The organism is Cupriavidus sp. OV096 (assembly GCF_900115455.1).
Taxonomy (GTDB): Bacteria; Pseudomonadota; Gammaproteobacteria; order Burkholderiales; family Burkholderiaceae; genus Cupriavidus.
This window is the reverse complement of record NZ_FOWM01000002.1, coordinates 146,032-165,200: the sequence shown is the minus strand read 5'-3', so window position 1 is coordinate 165,200 and position 19,169 is coordinate 146,032. Positions and strand designations below refer to the sequence as shown.

At 59.5% G+C, this 19,169-nt stretch carries 15 protein-coding genes; 5 read left to right on the top strand and 10 right to left on the bottom strand.

Annotated features, from left to right (window positions below; genetic code table 11):
* Window positions 1–197: 197 nt before the first annotated feature.
* From BM115_RS04700 to BM115_RS04690, 3 genes are all read right to left on the bottom strand, one after another.
* The gene (locus BM115_RS04700) at window positions 198–638 is read right to left on the bottom strand and encodes a CBS domain-containing protein (RefSeq protein ID WP_092291168.1); all 441 of its coding nucleotides are present in this window, start codon (window positions 636–638) and stop codon (window positions 198–200) included.
* 202 nt (window positions 639–840) lie between these two features.
* Window positions 841–2,271 (bottom strand): ATP-dependent RNA helicase DbpA, encoded by a 1,431-nt coding sequence (gene dbpA, locus BM115_RS04695; protein WP_092291166.1) that lies wholly within the window; start codon window positions 2,269–2,271, stop codon window positions 841–843.
* Window positions 2,272–2,324: 53 nt separating this feature from the next.
* Window positions 2,325–3,200 carry a DUF72 domain-containing protein gene (locus BM115_RS04690; protein WP_092291164.1) on the bottom strand — a complete coding sequence of 292 codons (876 nt, stop codon included), beginning with the start codon at window positions 3,198–3,200 and terminating at the stop codon, window positions 2,325–2,327.
* 182 nt (window positions 3,201–3,382) lie between these two features.
* Between BM115_RS04690 and BM115_RS04685 the strand changes: the two genes are divergently transcribed.
* Genes BM115_RS04685 through BM115_RS04675 form a run of 3 tightly spaced genes read left to right on the top strand, consistent with a single transcriptional unit; the run spans window position 3,383 to window position 6,076 of the window.
* Entirely contained in the window at window positions 3,383–3,823 is a 441-nt protein-coding gene (locus tag BM115_RS04685) for a DUF3375 family protein (protein WP_092291162.1), read from the top strand.
* On the top strand, window positions 3,820–4,434 hold the full coding sequence (locus BM115_RS04680) for a DUF4194 domain-containing protein (RefSeq protein ID WP_092291160.1): 615 nt from the start codon (window positions 3,820–3,822) through the stop codon (window positions 4,432–4,434). The genes BM115_RS04685 and BM115_RS04680 overlap by 4 nt, the downstream gene beginning before the upstream one ends.
* A 10-nt stretch (window positions 4,435–4,444) precedes the next feature.
* A complete protein-coding gene (locus BM115_RS04675) occupies window positions 4,445–6,076 on the top strand; it encodes an ATP-binding protein (protein WP_092291158.1) in 1,632 nt (543 codons plus the stop codon).
* Window positions 6,077–6,090: 14 nt separating this feature from the next.
* Here the strand turns inward: BM115_RS04675 and BM115_RS04670 are convergent, their stop codons facing one another.
* From BM115_RS04670 to BM115_RS04650, 6 genes are all read right to left on the bottom strand, one after another.
* Window positions 6,091–6,423, bottom strand: coding sequence for a nucleotide pyrophosphohydrolase (locus tag BM115_RS04670; protein ID WP_092291156.1), 333 nt, complete (start codon window positions 6,421–6,423; stop codon window positions 6,091–6,093).
* A 337-nt stretch (window positions 6,424–6,760) separates the two neighbouring features.
* Window positions 6,761–7,231 (bottom strand): DUF2924 domain-containing protein, encoded by a 471-nt coding sequence (locus tag BM115_RS04665; RefSeq protein ID WP_092291154.1) that lies wholly within the window; start codon window positions 7,229–7,231, stop codon window positions 6,761–6,763.
* Window positions 7,232–7,411: 180 nt separating this feature from the next.
* Entirely contained in the window at window positions 7,412–8,446 is a 1,035-nt protein-coding gene (locus BM115_RS27035; RefSeq protein ID WP_143093856.1) for a hypothetical protein, read from the bottom strand.
* A 638-nt stretch (window positions 8,447–9,084) separates the two neighbouring features.
* Complete coding sequence (locus BM115_RS04660) at window positions 9,085–11,784, bottom strand: DEAD/DEAH box helicase family protein (RefSeq protein WP_255370701.1); 2,700 nt, start codon at window positions 11,782–11,784, stop codon at window positions 9,085–9,087.
* A 97-nt stretch (window positions 11,785–11,881) separates the two neighbouring features.
* The gene (locus tag BM115_RS04655; RefSeq protein ID WP_092291150.1) at window positions 11,882–13,780 is read right to left on the bottom strand and encodes a phospholipase D-like domain-containing protein; all 1,899 of its coding nucleotides are present in this window, start codon (window positions 13,778–13,780) and stop codon (window positions 11,882–11,884) included.
* A gap of 35 nt (window positions 13,781–13,815) precedes the next feature.
* The gene (locus BM115_RS04650; RefSeq protein WP_092291148.1) at window positions 13,816–15,201 is read right to left on the bottom strand and encodes a hypothetical protein; all 1,386 of its coding nucleotides are present in this window, start codon (window positions 15,199–15,201) and stop codon (window positions 13,816–13,818) included.
* A 1,202-nt stretch (window positions 15,202–16,403) separates the two neighbouring features.
* Here BM115_RS04650 and BM115_RS04640 point away from each other — a divergent pair.
* Window positions 16,404–17,531: a hypothetical protein gene (locus BM115_RS04640; RefSeq protein WP_092291146.1), complete on the top strand. Its 1,128-nt coding sequence runs from the start codon at window positions 16,404–16,406 to the stop codon at window positions 17,529–17,531.
* A gap of 80 nt (window positions 17,532–17,611) precedes the next feature.
* Here BM115_RS04640 and BM115_RS04635 read toward each other — a convergent pair whose 3' ends face one another.
* Window positions 17,612–18,085 carry a hypothetical protein gene (locus BM115_RS04635; RefSeq protein WP_255370700.1) on the bottom strand — a complete coding sequence of 158 codons (474 nt, stop codon included), beginning with the start codon at window positions 18,083–18,085 and terminating at the stop codon, window positions 17,612–17,614.
* 402 nt (window positions 18,086–18,487) lie between these two features.
* Between BM115_RS04635 and BM115_RS04630 the strand changes: the two genes are divergently transcribed.
* Complete coding sequence (locus BM115_RS04630) at window positions 18,488–19,165, top strand: DUF4145 domain-containing protein (RefSeq protein ID WP_092291144.1); 678 nt, start codon at window positions 18,488–18,490, stop codon at window positions 19,163–19,165.
* The last annotated feature ends 4 nt before the right edge of the window (window positions 19,166–19,169 follow it).

Here is a 19,169-nt window from a genome sequence, read left to right as displayed (position 1 = left end):
CTCCACGGCGGATTGCGGCGAGGTGGGCGACGACATGTGGCTACGGCGGGATGGAGGCTGCGGGCACCATCCCTTGCGTGGAGACGGCCTAATTCAGTATCCGCATAATTATATGCGGAAGCCATCGTTGACGTAGCAATGAATTTTGGCGAGAAGTGGCCACGGCGCCACATGGCGCGTCCGTGGCCTGATGGCCGCTAGCGCGCGCCGCCGGTGATGTAGTGTTCGAGTTGCTCGATCACGAAACGCTGTTCGCTGATGATGTTGTTCACGAGGTCGCCGATCGACAGCATGCCGAGCAGTTCGTCCCCTTCCATCACGGGCAGGTGGCGCAGGCGGTGCCGCGTCATCAGGCTCATGCAATCGTCCGTGGTCTGGTCCGCCCGCACATAGATCACCGCTGAGGTCATGATCTCCCGCACTAGCGTTTCGCGCGACGTACGTTGCATCAGAATCACTTTTCGGGCGTAATCGCGTTCGCTGAGGATGCCCTGGATCTTGCCGTGCTCCATCACCAGCAACGCGCCGATGCCTTTCTCCGCCATCAGTTGCAGCGCGGCGTAGACCGTCGCTGAAGGAGGAATGCTGAAGATCGCCTGATTTGGCTTCGCTTCCAGAACCTGCCGTGCGGTTTTCATAGACCGACTCCTTATTGCTGTCTGGGGAAATCGCTGCACCGGCCCGCCGCGCTGTCTTGCCCCCGCATACGCCGCCGGCCGCTCATTCAGATTAGCAAAGGATAGTCGGCGCTTACAGGGTGACTTTCACGAATCTTTGTAAGCAAGCCGACGTGCCTTATTGTTTCTTCTTGCGCACAATTCCCAGCAGCGAAGTCGCGCGTTACTCGGTCAGCATCCGCACCCGCACCTTGCGGCCCTTGACCTTGCCATCGTTGAGCCGTTTGACCGCTTCCTTGCCGATGGCACGATCCACGGCGATGTACGTGGACATCTCCATCACGTTGATCTTCCCGATCTGTTCCTTGGTGAAGCCGGCCTCGCCGGTCAGCGCGCCGAGGATGTCGCCCGCGCGGATCTTTTCCTTGCGGCCGCCGAGCATTTGCAGCGTGACCATCGGCGGCAGCAGGCGCTCCTTGCTCTTCGGCACCAGCTCGGTCAGCGCGTGCCATTCGAATTCGCCGCCCTGATGCTGTTCCAGGTTCCCCACGCGCCCCATTTCATCCATGCTGACCAGGCTGAACGCCCAGCCTTCGGCATCCGCGCGGCCCGTGCGGCCGATGCGGTGCACATGCACCTCGGGGTCGGGCGTGACATCGACGTTGATCACGGCTTCCAACTGGGCGATGTCGAGACCGCGGGCTGCCACGTCCGTGGCCACCAGGACCGAGCAGCTCCGGTTCGCAAACTGCACCAGCACCTGATCGCGGTCACGCTGTTCCAGGTCGCCATGCAGCGCCAGGGCCTCGAAGCCCTGCGCGCGCAGCAATTCGACGAGATCGCGGCAACGCGCCTTGGTATTGCAGAAGGCAAGCGTGCTGGCAGGCCGGAAGTGATCGAGCAGGCGGCCCACAGCTTGCAGGCGGTCGCCATCCTCCACCTCGTAAAAACGTTGACGAATCTTGCTGGCGCCGTGCGTCTCGGCCAGCTTGATCTCGCGCGGCTTGTTCAGGAACTGCTGGCTCAGCTTGACGATGCCGGGCGGGTAGGTGGCCGAGAACAGCAGTGTCTGGCGGTCCTTCGGGCAATGGTTGGCGACGAACGCGATGTCATCGAAGAAGCCCATGTCGAGCATGCGGTCCGCTTCGTCCAGCACCAGCGTATTGATACCGCGCAGGTCCAGGCTGCCGCGCTCGATGTGATCGAGAATGCGCCCCGGGGTGCCCACAACGATATGCGCGCCATGGATAAGGCTGTCGACCTGTGGCCGCATAGGCGACCCGCCGCACAGCGTCAGCACCTTGATGTTCTCTTCCGCACGCGCCAGGCGGCGGATTTCCTGCGTGACCTGATCGGCCAGCTCGCGCGTGGGACAGAGCACGAGCGCCTGCACGTCGAAGCGGCGTGCGTCGAGCCGATGCAGCACCGCAAGCCCGAAGGCGGCGGTCTTGCCGCTACCAGTCTTGGCCTGCGCGATCAGATCCTGCCCGGCCAGCGCCAGCGGCAGGCTGGCGGCCTGGATCGGCGTCATGGTGTCGTAGCCGAGCTGCGCCAGCGTGGCGAGCATAGCGGGCGACAGCGCCAGATCAGAGAACGGCGCGCCTGCCGAAGTCGTGGCGGGGGCGGTGGAGTTGGGGGTTGGGCTCGAAGTCATGCCGGATTATAGCGGCGGGGGTGCGGCGGGGGTGGCTCGGAAACCGGCTTCAGTCACGCAGCCTTGCGCGCGGCGGGCTTCTTCACCGGCACGTCCTCGGTCGGCGCCCATCCCAGCCGCTCGAGCAGGGCCTGCGCCGCCGCCGGCGCGTGCTCCTTCGCCCCGTTGATGAAGAACAGGAACAACGCCTTGGGCTTCTGACGGGCGCCGGCCTGCTCATCCACGCGCGGCAGGTCGTCCGGCACGCTACCGCCGGCCCACGCGGTGGCGCGCGCGGCCCAGGCGTCGAGATCTTTCGGCGCATAGCCGGTCTTGAGCTTGGCCTGCGCGTTCATCAGCCGCGCATAGGCAAAGTCCGCGGTCGGGTCCGCGAACGACGGAAACTTTGGCGAATCTGTGTACACCGTGGCCGCCTTGAACTTGCGCGCGAGTTTCAGGTAGTCGTCGCACATAAAGCTCTCGTGCCGCACCTCAAGCACGTGCCGCAGCTTCACGCCTTCGACAGCATCCGGGAGCAAGGTCAGGAATGCCTCGAAGTCATCGGCCACGAACTGCTTGGTTGGCGCGAATTGCCAGACGATGGGACCGAGTTTCTTGCCCAGCTCGGCAATGCCGCTGTCGATGAAGCGGGCGATGGAGTCGCCCGACTCGGCCAGGATGCGCCGGTTGGTGGCGAAGCGCGACGCCTTCACCGAGAACACGAAGCCATCCGGGGTCGCATCGCGCCAATTGGCGAATGACGTTCGCTTTTGTGTCCCGTGATAGGTGCTGTTGATCTCGATGGCGGTCAGGTGACGGCTTGCGTACTCGAGTTCGCGCGCCTGCGCGAGCCCGGACGGGTAGAAGTTGTCGCGCCATGGCGCAAAACTCCATCCGCCGATGCCGATGTGGATGTTACCTACCGTCTTGCCTTGCTTGCGCACTGCCATGACCACCTCCGCCAATCACGCAAAATGCGATGCATACCAGTCTAGCGCGCAGCGGCGTGTCCGGCCAACGCCACGTTTTCGTCGCATGACGATTCATGGCGGGAATGTTGCTTCCTGAATGTGGCGACCGAAGGCACACTACAACCGATTCCAGCCGCCTCACCTAACCCGGAGGGCCCGCCTTGCGCATCGACCCCGACACGCTCCCGGCCATTCTGCAAAGCATCGAGGCACGGGCCCTGGCACTGCGCGACACCCCGCCAGCCGGCTTGTTTTCGTCGATCGACGAGACGGCGGCTCACATCGACCTGCCCATGGAGCGGGTGCTGTATCAGCCGCCGCCGGCTGCGGCCCTGAGTCAGAGCCTTCTCAAACGACGGGTCGAAGCTGCGCTACGCAGCCAGCCGCAAGTCTCGCTGCAAGCCCTCTGCGGGGACCACCCACTCGAACACGGCCTCGCGGAGTTGCTGACTTATCTGCAACTGACTGGCGATACCTTCCATTGCGTCGTCGATGAGGCGGCGACCGAGACCGTCACCTGGCACGCGCGCGGCATGGGCGGCGAGCCGCTGACACGCGGCGCACAAATGCCACGCGTCGTCTTTGTGAGACATGGATCATGAGCGCGCACCGTCCCCACGCCCTGTCGCCCCTTGTGGTCCCGCTGCTCAAAGGGGTGCTGTGCCGCGAAGACTCACCCAGCGCTTGGCAGGCACTCGTGTCACAGCAGGCAGCCGTGCGCGACTATGTGGCCGTGCTGGGCCTCGCCCTGGTCGTCGACGAGGACGATGGATTCGCATTTCTACGAGTGCTATCAGCGCCAGCGGCAGATGCCACGGCGCCCTCTTTGATCGCCAGACGCCCCCTGTCCTACGCGGTCAGCCTCACGCTGGCGTTGCTGCGCAAGGCGCTCGCCGAATTCGACGCTGCCGGTCTCGATGGCCCACTGATCCTGACGCGCGAAGACATCGCTGAATTGCTACGCACGTTCCTGCCTTCGGGCAGCAATGAAGCCAAGCTTATCGACATGGTCGACTCGCATGTGGGCAAGATCGTCGAACTCGGCTTCCTGCGGCGCGCGGGCCAAACGGAAACACCTTCGTACGAAGTCCGCCGGGTGTTGAAAGCATTTATCGACACCCAATGGCTGGCCGATTTCGACGCGCGGCTGGCCACCTATCAGACACAACTGCGCGGCACCTCCACCGAGCGCACGCGAGGCGTCGATGGATAGGCCACCCACCATGGCACCGGAGACGGTGGCCCCGGATATCGAGGCCACCACACTGGATGCAGGATTCCGCCTGATGCGGCTCGAGGTCTCGAACTGGGGGCCGTTCCGGCAAGGTGTGACGTCGATGTGTCCCGACGGCCGCCATGCCGTGCTGACTGGCAACCTCGGGCCAGGCACGAGCGCCCTGGTCGAGGCCTTAAGAATGCTCCTACTCCCGGCCCCGAACCCCGCCATCATGCCGCATGCGACGGATCGGCCCGCCATGCTGCTTGGCGTCTTCCACAATGCCGCGTTCGACAGAACGGTCACCCTCGCCCAGATATTCCCTAGCGCGGCGGATCAGCCCCTGCCCGCACGGCTGTTCGTCGCCGCGCCGCATGAATTGAGCATCGGCGGCGATCTTTCTCACTTCGACGGCGACCTCGTCGCCCTCCGCAAATCGCTGCGCACGGTCGGCGCCGAATCCTTCGACACCTTCGCGCGGTATCACGCATGGTTCCGTCGCTGCTTCACCATCGGCGATCCGCTACCCGTCGAAGCCCTGCGCGCCTGCCGCGACGCGCTGGACGGCTACTTTGCCAGCCTCAAGCTCGCGCTGCTGGAGGTGCGGCTCGGACAACTGGCCGACGACTGGGCGCGACACGACCGCCGCGTGCTGGATGAAGTGGAGCGCCACGCCGCGCTGCGCGCCCAGGCGCTGCACCTGCGGCATAGCATTTCCGCGAGTGGCGGCGAGCGGATCGCGCAACTCGACATCGATATCGAGCAACTCGAACGGGTACGCGACATCCGCCGGCAACGCGCAACGCTGTACGCCACGCTGATTGCCTCCGTCAACGAAGCGCCTGCCGCCACCGAGGCGGACTTCCTCGCCCAACGCGAGCGGCTGGCGGCGCGCCGGGCCCATGCGCCGTCCGCAGCGCTCTCGCAACTCTCCGCTTTTTCAGACTTCCACGAAATCGACTGGCACATGCCGGCGCGGGACGCCGCGCGGCTCGGCGAGGAAAAGCAACGACTCCAGAATGCCTCGGACATCCTCCAGCAACTGGCTGATGGGCTGGAGGAGTTACGAGGGACAATCCGGTCATGCGAGCAATCGCTCGATGCCTGCCGCGACGCCCGCACGGCGGCGCAGACGGCGATGGCCATCGCAGAAACGGAGCGCCAGCAGGCGGAAGACCTACTGGCCGCGTCCGAAGCCGCCATGCAGTCGGCCAGCCTCGACATGCTCGACGCGCTGCGCGCCGAGGCGTTCGGGCAACACGCGCCCACCGTGGAATCATGCGACCCCTGCCGCGAGAGCATGCGCCGCTGGCTCCAGGCCCGCATCGACGCCGACGCACGCGACTGGGCACTTCTGGACGAACAACTACGCGACGCGCCATCCGCGCTGGCCACCGCAGAGGCGGCTCGGCCCTACCGCTTCCACCTCGCCGTGCTGGATGAATCATTCTGGCGGGGCGACGACGACACCACGCGCAACTGGCTACAACGGCTAGGCGCCGCCAACGTGCAATGCCTGATCGTCACCCCGATGGAGAAGATTCCTATTGTTGAGCCGATGGTGTCCAGCGTGGCGTTTGTGCGGTATGAGGGAGACGCTGCAGCGCGGGTCTGGCGGGTAGGGATAGAGAATCGGTAGGTGGCGGTATCCCGCTACGCTTCCCCCGCCGGTGGGGGATATTTCACCGCATTCATTTCCATTTTCGCCCTCACCGCGGCATCCAGATCCACCCCCAACGCCGTCACAAGCTGCGTGAGGTAAATCGTAATATCCGCCAGTTCCTGCTCCACATGCGCCCGCTCCGCGGTCGCCATGACGTTGCGGGATTCCTCTTCCGTCTGCCACTGGAAGATTTCCACGAGTTCGGACACCTCGACGCTCAGCGCCATGGCGAGATTCTTGGGGCTGTGATACTTGCCCCAGCCGCGCTGCTCGCCAAAGGCGGCGGCGGCGAGTTGGAGATTCTTGATGTCGATGAGAGGCATGGACAGTCTCACTTCAATGAAAAAGGGTTACGGCCTGGCAAGCCGTAACCCCATTTGATGACTAGCGTTTTTATGATCTCGCTAGGATCGGCGCACCACCTGTAGGCGCGCAAAAAAGATGAGTCATTGTACCTTTTGAATCAATCGCTTACTCAACTACTCTGTGCTCTCCTAAGAGTTCGCGCTCAGAATAAATGATAATTTCCTACCCTGGCCACAGAATAGTTGAACTGTCCTCGGTGCGGCGCCGTCGGCGCTAGAGCTCTTCGCACTACCGCGGTCGCGAGGACGCGCCACTTCTCGGCTGGTTCCTCTTTCATCGACCCTCCCTTGAGAATTACATATGGCCCACAGGCGGCCGAAGCGCGTCGATAAACTGTGCCCGGCCGTCCTTCTTGAACATCCAGAACTTCCAGCCATTAGTCGATGCGGCTTTGTCGGTGGCACCGCAGTCCTTCTTGGCAGCAAACGCAGACGGGGACACCTCATATGTCTTTCCCTTGTACTCGATGCCACTCTTGGTCACCTTCGCAGTCAGCTTCTTGCCGTCGTAGTTCGCGAATAGCTCCAACCCGATTGGCAGCTCGAACCCACGCTGAGTCTTGAAAGACTTCGGCTCTTGTTGAACTGGCATGGCCAAGACGACGTGCTTCGGCTGGTTCGGGTACGCCGTGTCGTGTTCATTGAGAACCCGGGTCAGGATGCCTTCGAGCCCTTCAATTGCGGGCATTTCGGACTTGGCCTGGATACGCAGGAGCAGCGCCTTTGAGAGGCTAACGCTAACAGCGTCGCTTACGTTGTTCGCCATTGCAATCTCCACAGTTACTTTGAAGTAAAGTATAAAGTAACTGTGGAGTGAGGGCAAGAATCTTCTTTGGCAGAACAAACCGAGGCCGCTCTGGCGCGCATCCGACTCAGCCGCGTCGGCCAGACTCGTCGCATCCGCCCCCTAGGAGCAAGCCGATCAAATGGCTCGCTAGAGGACCGTTCATATCCTCACGAATTCTGCGCCGAATCCATCGCCGCCCTCGACCACATGCACCCCGCGGCTGCTATCGGCGTCCACCACGCCTTGGGGTTCAAATGTCGGAAGTTCTGCGCCGGCTTCCCCGCCCAGGAACTTAGCAACTACCAGTTCCAGCGCTTCTGGCCTGCAATATGGGCGCATCGCCCATTGGGATTGGCCAAAATTTACTACTGCTCGTGTCGGCCCGACAAATACAGAAGCGCCGGATACATCTGCCCGTCCGAGGACATCGCCGGGGTTTTCAAAGCCGCGTTGACTAACCCTTCCCAATACGCTTGTCTTCATCAGCGCAGCGGCCATTGCCGGAAGACCGAGCAGAAAGCATGCGGAAACGAAGTTGCCACGCTGTGCTGACGCGATCGCGGTCGGCGAGGCTCTTGCCGCCGCCCATTGGCCATGTGCTACGACTAATTCTGCTCGCGCTGCGGATGCGCTGCCTGTGAGTTGCTCAAGCTGCGCACCGATGACCCGACCTTCGTTTGCCGTCCCGCCAAAGACCATTGGCTGTGCTCGGTGAGGATAGATTTGTGCTCGCCAGCCGGTTTTCACACGTGAGTCCACAGGCTGATCAAGCGATCCCTTCCCTTTGGCATCTAGCAGGCAAACGCTGTTTGAGGATGCAAAAACAAAATCCGGGTGTTTCCCTGATGGAAATCCCGATACGCAATCCTCCCAATGGCCAGCCCACTTGTATCCCAAATCCATCATTTCAAGGTAGCTGAGCGCCGCACCAACCGTTCCAGTGATGCCGGTCCTAATAAAGTCCTTTGCCAACGGAAAGTTCTTGTGCATAGCGAGTTCACTAGATCCTCGACACAATTGTAAGAAAGCGAGTGCTGACTGCGCTTGTCCAATTCCTGCGAGCAGCCCATGCAATCCCAGTTTTTCTCCGGTGATAGACGTCCGGGCCGCGGCATACATGAACGCAAGTGGGTTGACGGTCAAGTCCGGTCCGTACGGTGAAACAACTTCATTCCAGCTGGCTTTAACGCCCATCTTGTCGAACTCATAACTCCGCGCTCGCTGAAATTTGGCCCTCCCGAAATACCACATCGTTCCACTCTCTACGGTTAGTTATTTTTGCGGAAATACCGCAGTTGGTCGGTGCTGCGCGTGACCGCACTCTCCACCCGCTTGTGTCCTGAGCACCTCGTTGAGAAGGGCTATGGTCGGATTGGGTGGAAATTGACTCCGCTGCCGGTGTGCGATCGGCATGGCACCTATCTGCTCGATCGGTGTCTTTGCTCTCCGACTCGAGCCCTCAGTCTACGAAGATCTCGATACTGCGAGTGCGAGTGCGAGTGCGGCATGAATTTGCGCTCAGTCGTCACTCGTCGGGCGAGTTGCAGCCGCCAGACAGCTCATCCTTTATGACGCTTATCCAAACGTCGGCCCGCTCCTCCCAAGGCGGGGTGAACTCATCGCAGCCCTTTTTCTATCGATCAAGGAGCGCGTACAACTGCTGTACTCATGCGTCCGCCTCCATGATTGAAAAGGCCTGCTTCAGCTGAAGCATCCCTCGCTTCTCGGCACCCGCGTTCTTGTGCTCGAAACTCATTCTTCTCTGCGAGCGTTGGCCTCCCGATCGAAGCGCGCTTCTGCTTATTTGGCACGCTGTTCGCTGCGACCATTGTCTAGTTGGTACCGGGATACGCCCGCCCCGGAACGTCCGCATCATTGAATCGCGCCGGGTATGGATCCTCCAGTGCTGATTCGGCGAGTGGCTGCCGTAGAAACTCATGCCAGCCGGGACGGGTCATGCGCATCTCCTTGTCGAAACTGCCCTGCGCGCAACGATCCATCTTCTCTTCGACCGCATGCTTCCGCTCGATAAACGAGCCGACCTGGTCCTCATCGAAGCTGTTCTTGAGGTAGGGATAGTTGATATCGAGTGTTACCGTTCCCGGCTCGCCTTCCTTAAGTAGGTTGGCAACTTTGCCGAATAGCCGGTCAATCCGCCCAACCCGCTGTTCGTTGTCCCCGGGCGTCCACGCAATACCGTAATGATGCAGCTTTCGGCACTGCAGGTGGAGGTTTACGCCTTCCTGGAACACCGACGTCGCCACCAGCGTGTTGGGATAGAACGGGCTATTGAAGCCGAGAATGAGATGCTGACGGTGGCTGGAATCCCCACTCGCGTACCAAGCGGGATTGGAAAGCGTCGTAAGCGTTCGCCAACCCCTCTTCCAGTCGTCTGCCGCATGGTCGATGATCTTGTCGCAAAGTTGTTCGAATGTGTCCAGTGCAGCGCCGAAGTACTTTAGCGTTAATGAGCCCTCAATGAATGGGCGCACGTAGCCCACGAATTCTCGGTAGCGCCCCTGGACATTTGCGTGTGATGAGCCATACCTTGGATCGCGCTGGAATCGCGTATGCCAGCCGTAGAGCTCCACGACGACTGGGCTTGCGAACAGGAAACCTGCCTTGATGTAGTTGGCGAAATTCTCTGCGATGGCGGGACGATTCTTGGCCCAGCTCCTGAGCGTCGCCTGCTGCTGCTTCTTTAACTTCTGGAATACCAGCGACCACAGCGTCTCGATCAGTCCGTCTTTATAGTCGCACACGGAGGCGTCGTGCGGCCGAATGGTGTCGATATCTTCCTCGCTCAGCAACTTGTGGTTCAACACGCGGCACGCTTGCGCAGCCTTCGTGTAGTCAGCTCGCAGTTTTTCGCCCTGACGAAATTCGTAGTACGAACTGTATGGCGCGTCGACGTAATCGGCGGCTGGTTCCATGAACATCGCATGGATACTGGTGGTCTTTCGCAGGTTGAGACTAAAGCGGGAACAGTCAGTCGGCGATGGGGCGGGCACACCGTCCTTCGCCTTTTTGGTTACGAACAGGTCGGAGATCTTAGAACCGAGATAGGAATTCTGTTCTGGCACTCCAACGCCAGCTTCGCTAACGTCTTCGCCGGCGTCACCATCCTCCCCGTCCTCTGGCACCGAGTCCGCCTTTCTGAGGGTCTGCATGAGTTCGTTGAAGCCCTCGCGCGACCAGCGCTGGCCCTCCCAGCGCTTAACGCGCGGATCATCCATCGCTAGATCCCACGCAGCACAAATGTGCTGCGCAAGCATTCGATCGTAGTGTTCGTTGATACGTTTGGTCAGTTCACGGACGGACGGGATGCGCCTTACGAAGACTAGATGCTTGTCCTCGTGCAGCGGGCGCTCGGTCGGCATCGGAAATAGCCGCTCCGGTACGCATTGCGAAACGAGCCGACCGTACTTCGGATGATCAGGGGCGCGGGAGAAGATACCGCGGTAATCCCGGCTCATCTCGCGCAACAGCTGCGTGTCGTCAGCCGAGCTAAAGTCCTTCGCCCGCTCATCGCTGGCCTGCTCGTTATCATCGTTTGGCTCGGGCGGCGCAGGATCCTCCGATCCTGCGGACTCGAAGCCCTCAAGAAATCCATAGAGTACGCGACGCTTCTCCTCCAGGACCCCGAGATCATGAACCAATCTGCGCTGATATAGCGCGAAGAACATCTCAGCCTCCGGACGCCCGACGAAGTCGCAGGGCGTGGCAGTTTCACGGCGGTATTGGTGCTTGGTGTAGCTGACGCCATTGCCAGCCATGATCCGGAAGCGGCGCAAGGCGTATTGGCCCATCAGCTCCTCGGCTGATAGCTTGCGCGCCTCGTCTTCGCCGATGAAATAGCTGAGGACGTTCGCGACGTCCCCAAGGTGCGTATGGCTCGGGGTCGCGGTGAGCAGCAGAGCGCGCTGCCCGATCTGGCTTTCCTGTCCGCCAAAAAACTTACTCGCCGCGGCCACGCGCTGCGATCCACCATCCCGGTTGCGAAAGTAATGCGCCTCATCAAGGATGATAAGGTCGAACCCTTGATCCCCAAGAGCACGCAAGATCTGCCGGTGTACTTCCTGCGCCGCCCTACTCGCAGTGGCCACCTTATTCTGCTTCTCGTCGGCACGTTCCGTGAGACCACTGAGCGAATGAATGGTCGTCAGATAGAGCTTTCCGCCGGAATCTTGGGCCGAGCCCGCTCCGATCGCCGCCGCCAGTTCTCGAAGTCGGGTGAAGGCCTCGACTTGCGGCACTGGCTTTCTGTCCGCAGAAGCACTCACTCGTTCGTCTGCATGTCGGTAGTGGAAGCGCGTGAATGCAATGAACTCGCGCTGCCAGTGCGCGCAGATGTCGCGGTTTGGCGCCATGACAAGCACCTTCGCGGACGGCTTCATCCTCCACAGCAGCGCCGCGACACCAAGCGCTTGGAAGGTCTTGCCCATACCGACTTCGTCGGCAAGCAGCGCCACTTTGTACTTCGAAAGCAGGTTCCACAGGTGTGCAACACCTTCTGTTTGCCGTGAAGCCATGCTTGGGGGGGCGCCAGGCACGTATTGCCACTGGGAATCATGCGCATCGAAGTTGATCCACTCCGATACTTGAACCGGTCGCAACCCACCCCATCGATTAGACATAGTTACACTGATCCTTTACAAGCTCGGAGTATCGCGGCTGCACATCCACTGGCATTACTTGCGGCCCCAAGTCAAGTTCGTCCCAGCGCTTCTTGGGCACGGCCGTATAAACAGGTTCGCGCTCTTTCATGCCACGGATGAGCGAGGCGCGCCGCTTGCGCGCGACTTCGCACAGCAAGTTCACTTCGCTCACGAGGAACCAGTTGAAGATTTCTCCGCCGGGCCGTTGTAGTTCCGCTCGGGTCTTGCCAACGAGCTCCAATAGGCATCCCGGCCAGGAAAATACCTGCCGCTCCAACTCCTCCAGCCTCTCGATTTTCAGAAGCTTTTGCCGGTATGCGCGCGTGGACTGGAACAGTCTGAAGTAGCTGATACCACCTCTGGCCGGGTTCTGACCGCTCAACGGCATGTCCTCGCCCGTAGTGGCGGTGAAGGTATCGTCCGGAAACACGTCAGTATCGAGGGGTATGCGGAATGGCAGTTCAGGGAGGGTCTGCGGGTCGTCGCCCTGCACGAAGGCCTCGAGTAGATCCTGTAGTGTGTCGAACGACTGCGCGCGACGCATGTTCGCGTTCAGCTCGCTAACCAGTCCTCGCTGAGTTTCCTTGTCAGCGTGAATTACCTTGAACACCCGGTCGCGGAGCAGCACACTGTCATCCACGCTGATCTCACCCGGCTGCATCGGCGCACGTTGCGCGTTCCAGACCAACGGCACCGGGCCTGCGACGCCGGGGAGAAGAACCGAATAGCCATCGCCTTTATCATCGCTTAGCCATTTTCCGCAGAAGGTATAGGCCCGAGTACGCCAGTCGAAGCTGACATGCAGGTCGAATGGCGGCAGCGAATTCACGAGAAGAGCTTCCTCTTCGAGCTGCGCTTCCGAGGCGCAATCGGCTTCGCCGAGATTAAGCTTGCGCCCACATGCCTCGCTCCAGTCGTGACGGTCGTTGATGATGAAGCCTGCCTCGACGTTATTGTCTCGGCTCCAGTTACCTTGGTCGTCACGCAAGCTATTGGATCCGGGACCCGTGAAGTTCCAGGAACCGATTGCGAGGTTGCCGGCAACCTTCCACAACTTGGCGTGGCACAGTTCAGTGCTCGGGTGTCGCCCCGCAGGGCAATCGTAGAAGGTGAGCCGCCCCTCTTCCTTCATGCGAGACACCTCATCGTTCCATTCTGTGCGCAGATACTTTCCCTCGATGCGGTCTGCCACCAGATGTATATTCAGGCCGTTCACATCCGCCGCCACCTCCAACTTGCCGATGAAACTAGCGAGGTCTCGCGGCAGGTATGGCGACCAGACCGCGAGATCAGCATCACGCACGCCTGCAAACAGTTGTTCAGGAAAGGCCTCATCCTGATAGCTGTGAACAAAGCGCCAATTCTCCTGCTTCCTGCTGAACTTGCGCCGATCCTCAAGCTCGCAAGGGATATCAGCCGCGAGGCATAGCTCCTCAAAAAATTGGCGAACCTGGCGGTAGTTCGCGTAGGTGGTGATCTCAAAGAACTGGAACACCTCAAGATTGCGGCCCCACCCGGAAAGGGTCAGGTTGGCGCTACCGGCACCGATAATCCGCTTGCCCTCACGGTCTTCCAGGTAAATGACTTTCGCGTGGAACAGGCTCTGCTCCGAGAACCAGCCCGACAGCCGCTGGGGCCGAATACCGTGCACCGGAATGCATGTTCGCTTGATGCGATTAGTCTCGAGGAAGCGCGGGTCGCAGAACACACGAAAGTCGACATCTTCTTTCGTAAGTTCCTGTTGCAGCTGCTCATATTCGAGCCGGTTGCGCGGCGTGTTCGCACCAAGCATGGTAGGTAAGACGTAGGTTTCGACGAACTCGATGTCTGTGTTGAAACTGGTGAACCACGCACGGCGCAGTGTTCCCATGCGGCCTACCTGCCTCTGCAACTCGGAGAGAAGCTTCACGCGCCCCCCCCCTGGAGACCCATTACCAGGCTCTTGAATTGCGGCAGATAGTAGTTGTTGTACCAGGCGCCCGGCGGCCAGTCCGTCGGCTTGGGGCGCGGCATCGTACGCGCATTCATCTTGATCTTGCCGTCGTGCGCAATCGAGAGCCACGCCGGCTGGCCGCGAGATTGCATGACGCGTCCGTGGTAATTGGCCAATCCTCGGATCTGCTGTTCGATGTCGTTGGCGTTCGCCACCTGTTGCAGATGCACAAGCCGGCGAGCGGCTTCGCTACCCTTTATCGCACGGAGGTTGGCGTAGCCGGTTAACTGCTGCGCAAGGCTCGGAAGCCGATCTGCGTTTCGATCGAATTGCTCCCAGCGCTCCGCGACAGCCCCGATCGAGTGCGTACGGTCCGCAGCCATCAGCGTGAAGAGGAGGGTGCAATCGGACAGGAAAGGTTCGATGCGTGCGATTTGCTCGAGCTTAGCCTTCTCTTCCTGCGGAAAATCTTGCTTCAAGGCCAGTTCAAGTACTTCCTGCGAACTGGCTCTGTGCCCGCCATCTTTTGAAAGCACTTTGTACAGCTCACCGGCTGCACCGCTATCGAGGCGGGTCTGCTGGAGCCAGAACTCTCTCGCATAGCTGCCTACCGTTCGAGGCGACGCAAACGCACGTGCATAGGCCTTGGTAAGTTTCTCTGGCACCTTTTCTTTGAACTGCAACTTGCCGCCATGCCGCAAGCTGGTAACGCACTCTTTGAGAAACGGGTAGACATGTCCCTCGAGTTTGCCCAGCAGGCTATTCTTGTCGTCGATGATAAAAGCCTTCGCTTCAGCCCAATGCTGCAGTAACGCGGGCTTGTTGTACTGGTAGTTGGTATCGAAGAAACCGATTTCCATGAGCGGCGTCTTGTAGCGGCCACTCACACCGAGGCCGAGCTGGCGCACCAGTATCTGGCCAGCAGGCTCATGCGTGAATATGATCGCCGGGTCACCCTCCGTCTTTTCCCAGCTGCGGCGCGCTTTGGAAATGCCAAGGATCCCAGCAGACTCAACGTCTTGCATCTTTTCGTTCTGGAGAACGGAATAGACAAACAGGTTCTCCAAGAAGATTAGACAAGCCTGCTTGAACTGCAGCATCTCCTTGCTCGGATACCTCTGTCGCAGGGAGGCGCTTAGCACCACCGTATCGTCATCTACTAGCTTCCGGATCAAGAAATGATGAAACAGGTTCAGCGTGTAGTTCCTAACATCGTTCGAGATCGAATTGACGCGGTTGTTGAATACCTGCCGACCGAAGGCCGACCAGATGATAAGCGTGCCGACCGGGTCGATATAGGAATCGGACGACAGGCTCTCATCGTACTCCGTGAGATACCTATCAAAGAAGAGCGCCATGCTGGGTGTGAAGTTCGAACAGACCCGCGCCAAAGGTCGTTGGCGAGGTCATCGTGCAATAGGTGCCATGGGTGGAATGCGAGCTTCCGCACGCCCGTTAGCCGCCCCTATTATTCTACTCGGCTGCGTATGCGGAATCTTGACCCCTCCGACGTAAGGGTATGCATATTTTTTGTGGTGGCTCGGCGAGCCGTCGAAGTGGCAGCGCCACGCCTGAAGATTCATCTTCGAACGTAATGTCCATCGCTATAACTGCGTAGCGGATCCGCTCTCAGCTTTTGTCGAACAATATACGATGACGGTGAGTGGACGTGCTGGATATGCGCGATCATCGATTACTAGCAGTGGCTGTCCGGCTGAGACCCGGCAGCATCAGCTATTCGTCGAGTTCGTCCGTCATCCTCGAATTGAAGTCCGCGTTGACTATTAGGGCCGAGCGGTAGCGAGGTTTCGTGAACACGAAATAACAGGATCGAAGCATTCCGGCAGACGCCATCGTTAGCAGAGACTGAAATTCATTGGGGGATAGGTCGATAGCGCCCTGTAGAACTGGCTTGACAGCAGTGAACGCGCCAATCGATGGCACCTCTGCCTGACCCACGACGGGATTCGTATTGACGTAGGCCATGATCGAAAACTGCGAGATTCCTGATACTAGCTCTGTGAATCCCCCTCGATGTGCATAGTAAGCATGGTCACCCGTACTGGCGGCAATGATCGAGGTCTGTCAGCGCGAATACTCAGGCCGGCGCGAATCAGCCTTATGTTGCCCGAACGCTGTAGCAATTCGTCGTTCCTTCTTTTCCTACCTGGCCGTGACATGGGCAGTCTCCAATGACGAGGGCGTGATACGGTCGGTCATCCTTGGAGTCCGGCCAGAGGGTGGTGCCACCACAGAAGCAAGTCTCAGTACGCCAAGGCCATGATGCCTGGTGAGTTTCGAATCGATTCGCGACCTCGTGTTGCTTGCGCATTGTCCTTACTGTGACACTGGGGTCACGACAGCCCGAATAGGCTCGGCGACGTGTAGACGGAGCAGGGTATCAAGCCTAGAATACGCGTCGGGTGCCCACCCTACTTGCACACGAGTAAAAGCAGGCATTATTTCCGTCATTGCAAACCTATCTTTGAGCCTCGCCGTCGGGGACTTAAACGTGTGCGCCTGACCCGAATTCGACGTGGCGTTTGAGGAAAGGTTTACCATGACGATCAAGGAACTCGCGTACATCGCGCAGCATCATCTCCAGGCCCACACCGGCACGCAATTCAAACGTGCCCACATCTATGAGTTGCTGGCCGCAGCCTTCGGCTTCAACTCCTACGCAGCACTCTGTGCAGAAGCCGTTTTCACCGAGCAGTCGCTGTCAAGTCGACGTGCAGCAGATTTTGGCGAGCACATCCGGGACCGTTGCCTAGAGATCGGTTACCAGTTGGATACGGCTAAAATGGTCGCCGGCGTGCTACCGGCATTGATGACCGAGCACAAATTCGGGCTTGTCAGGATTCCAGATCTGATCGCCTATCTGCGGGCTGAGTCAGGGTACGGTTCGTGGCCTGATGAAGATGAGCAAGGGAATCGGAACGAGGTTAGGTGGTGGACTTCTTCTGACGAATTGGTCTCACCCCTCATGCTCGATGGGCTCAATGCAGCCGCGAGCAGAGGCCATGCCGCCGCTCACTATGCATTGGCTCTCATCCACGCTCCAGCGGGAGACGACTTCGACGCCCCAGGAGTCGGTAGTGATTACTGGTACATGCAGGCCCAAAACGGACGTGTTCTGACAGGCGTGGAACAGGAGTGGGCCGACGCTCATGCGACTCGTTTGGCACAGGATGAAAGTTTCTCTCTGCACCTGCGCGAGGCCGCGAGGCTGGGACACCGAGAGGCACTGTTGGAACTTGCCGATCGTTTTGACGAACCAGCATTCTTTGAGCAGGCGACTGATTCAGTGAACGCCAATCCTTCTTGGGTTGCGGACATCGCCGAGCGCATGGGGCGGCCAGAGGATGCAAAGAAGTGGTTGACGGAGGCCGCAAAGCGGGGGGACACGGAAGCCATGTTACAGCTGATCGAGGACTACGACCGCGAAAACCTACAACAATGCTGGACATGGGTGTACCTCGCAGAGCTGCTTGGCGCCGATTTGACCAAGGATGAGTACGTCGCCATCCACGAGGACGGATCACGCTATGACGACGACGTTGGCGGCCCAATGTTTGTGGATGGCCGCGACGGCGTGAAACTCGAGCCGATGAGCGAAGCTCAAGATGCCGCTGCTCGACGCGTCGCACATGAAATCTTCGAGGGTGTTCGGCTGTTGACGAAGTAACTGGAATTTCAGGCATCAAGCGGGAATGCGCGACCGAGAGCTGTACTCTTGCCGCCGTCGGTCGCAACCCGAAAGTACGCTCAACTGCCACACTTGTTATATTGGGGCAGGTCGAACTGACCACGGAGGCGCGGCGCAAGTCGCGCCCGCCACTGCCCCACGACTAGATCTGCTAAGTCATGCAGGTTGCCGCCACTTGTTTTCGTAATGGCGTTGAGGGCGGAGAGCAGGTTATCCGCCAAGTCTCGTTCGGGCCCCATTCCAACGGAGCGGACGAGATTGATTGTGTCTTTCTGTTGCTTTGGCGCACCCCCGAGCCAATCCTTCTGCCACTCGAAGCGGTGCTTGTAAAAATTTGCCGCTCCATTTGCGATCGCGACGTAGCTCAGGCCCGACTTCGAATCGGGTTTTGCCTCCAATGACATCACTGCGTCTTTGCTTATCTTCTGTCCGTTCAGCTCGTAGATGCGCTTCACGATCGAGACCGTCTCGGTGGTAGCCGCCTGCACAAGCACAAACATGGCTCCAAGCAGTATGCCAACTTCGTCGTACATTAGCTCCGACGGGTGATCCCAGTATCTTCGCCCCGGGTCGCCCATGTCCCTGAGGCGATCAGACCAAGCACCGAGTGCTTGTTCAGTTAACTGCGCGTGAGATCGGATTACGCTAGACAGAGGAAACTGGTCGAGCTCCTCTTCTAACTCCTGTACCAATCCTAAAGTCTGCGTTTGCGCGTTCAAGATGCCCTCCCATGTGGACTGCCATCGTACTGCAGCAGACTCAGGTACGCCCAGCTGCGCCTCACCGTGTCCGACATCCGGCGCCATCTAGGCTCGCAGACGCGGGCTCCCGGGTTGCGCCGGCAACTGTCCGCCATCCGCCGGAAACCCTGAGCGGCCCGGCCGCTTTCCCACTTCGTTAAAATCCCTATTGAACGCTAAGAAATCGGAGAATCTGTGGACGCGACGATGGCAGAGAAGAGAAAGGTCTTTTGCAACGTCTGCTCTCATGAGACCAACCACGCGGTACTGCATGCGGTTTCGCAGCATTGGCATGAAGGTGGCGAAGACTATGGCTACGGTTATGAGGAGCACTGCAGCTATCTGATGCTGCAATGCTTAGGGTGTGAGAGCGTCAAGTTGCGAGAGGACTGGAACGCCTCCCACCATCGCGACGTAGTTACGAATTACTACCCTCCGCCGACCTTTCGCAAAGAGCCGAAATGGATGATGGCATGGTGGATGTCCTCCGGACGCGCCGACCCTCCACCTGCGATGCTCATTTGCAAAGAAATATATAAGGCATTGCAAAATGACCAGCCACACTTGGCAGCTATGGGTGTACGGGCAGTGCTCGAACAGGTAATGATCGACAAGATCGGAGGAGATAAGAATAGCTTCGCCAAAAATCTGGCCGCCCTCTGTGATGACGGACACGTGTCGCGGCTTCAAAAGGAACGGTTGCAAACCGTACTAGACGCGGGATCTGCAACTATTCATAGGGGGCACACGCCGTCGAAGGAGGATCTCGTCACGCTGGTAGACATCATGGAGCATGTCATCGAATCCCTTTACATCCACGATGATCAAGTCAGACAGACATCGGCACGAGTACCTCCGCGCTCTGCTCGGTGACACG

Excerpts from the sequence above, each read along its gene's own strand:
- BM115_RS04660 (WP_255370701.1), bottom strand. The coding sequence starts at position 11,784 with ATGGCTTCACGGCAAACAGAAGGTGTTGCACACCTGTGGAACCTGCTT.
- BM115_RS04700 (WP_092291168.1), bottom strand. The coding sequence starts at position 638 with ATGAAAACCGCACGGCAGGTTCTGGAAGCGAAGCCAAATCAGGCGATC.
- BM115_RS04640 (WP_092291146.1), top strand. The coding sequence starts at position 16,404 with ATGACGATCAAGGAACTCGCGTACATCGCGCAGCATCATCTCCAGGCC.
- BM115_RS04665 (WP_092291154.1), bottom strand. The coding sequence starts at position 7,231 with ATGGCGAACAACGTAAGCGACGCTGTTAGCGTTAGCCTCTCAAAGGCG.
- BM115_RS04675 (WP_092291158.1), top strand. The coding sequence starts at position 4,445 with ATGGCACCGGAGACGGTGGCCCCGGATATCGAGGCCACCACACTGGAT.
- BM115_RS04650 (WP_092291148.1), bottom strand. The coding sequence starts at position 15,201 with ATGGCGCTCTTCTTTGATAGGTATCTCACGGAGTACGATGAGAGCCTG.
- BM115_RS27035 (WP_143093856.1), bottom strand. The coding sequence starts at position 8,446 with ATGGGCGTTAAAGCCAGCTGGAATGAAGTTGTTTCACCGTACGGACCG.
- BM115_RS04655 (WP_092291150.1), bottom strand. The coding sequence starts at position 13,780 with ATGGGAACACTGCGCCGTGCGTGGTTCACCAGTTTCAACACAGACATC.
- BM115_RS04635 (WP_255370700.1), bottom strand. The coding sequence starts at position 18,085 with ATGTACGACGAAGTTGGCATACTGCTTGGAGCCATGTTTGTGCTTGTG.
- BM115_RS04690 (WP_092291164.1), bottom strand. The coding sequence starts at position 3,200 with ATGGCAGTGCGCAAGCAAGGCAAGACGGTAGGTAACATCCACATCGGC.
- BM115_RS04670 (WP_092291156.1), bottom strand. The coding sequence starts at position 6,423 with ATGCCTCTCATCGACATCAAGAATCTCCAACTCGCCGCCGCCGCCTTT.
- dbpA (WP_092291166.1), bottom strand. The coding sequence starts at position 2,271 with ATGACTTCGAGCCCAACCCCCAACTCCACCGCCCCCGCCACGACTTCG.
- BM115_RS04680 (WP_092291160.1), top strand. The coding sequence starts at position 3,820 with ATGAGCGCGCACCGTCCCCACGCCCTGTCGCCCCTTGTGGTCCCGCTG.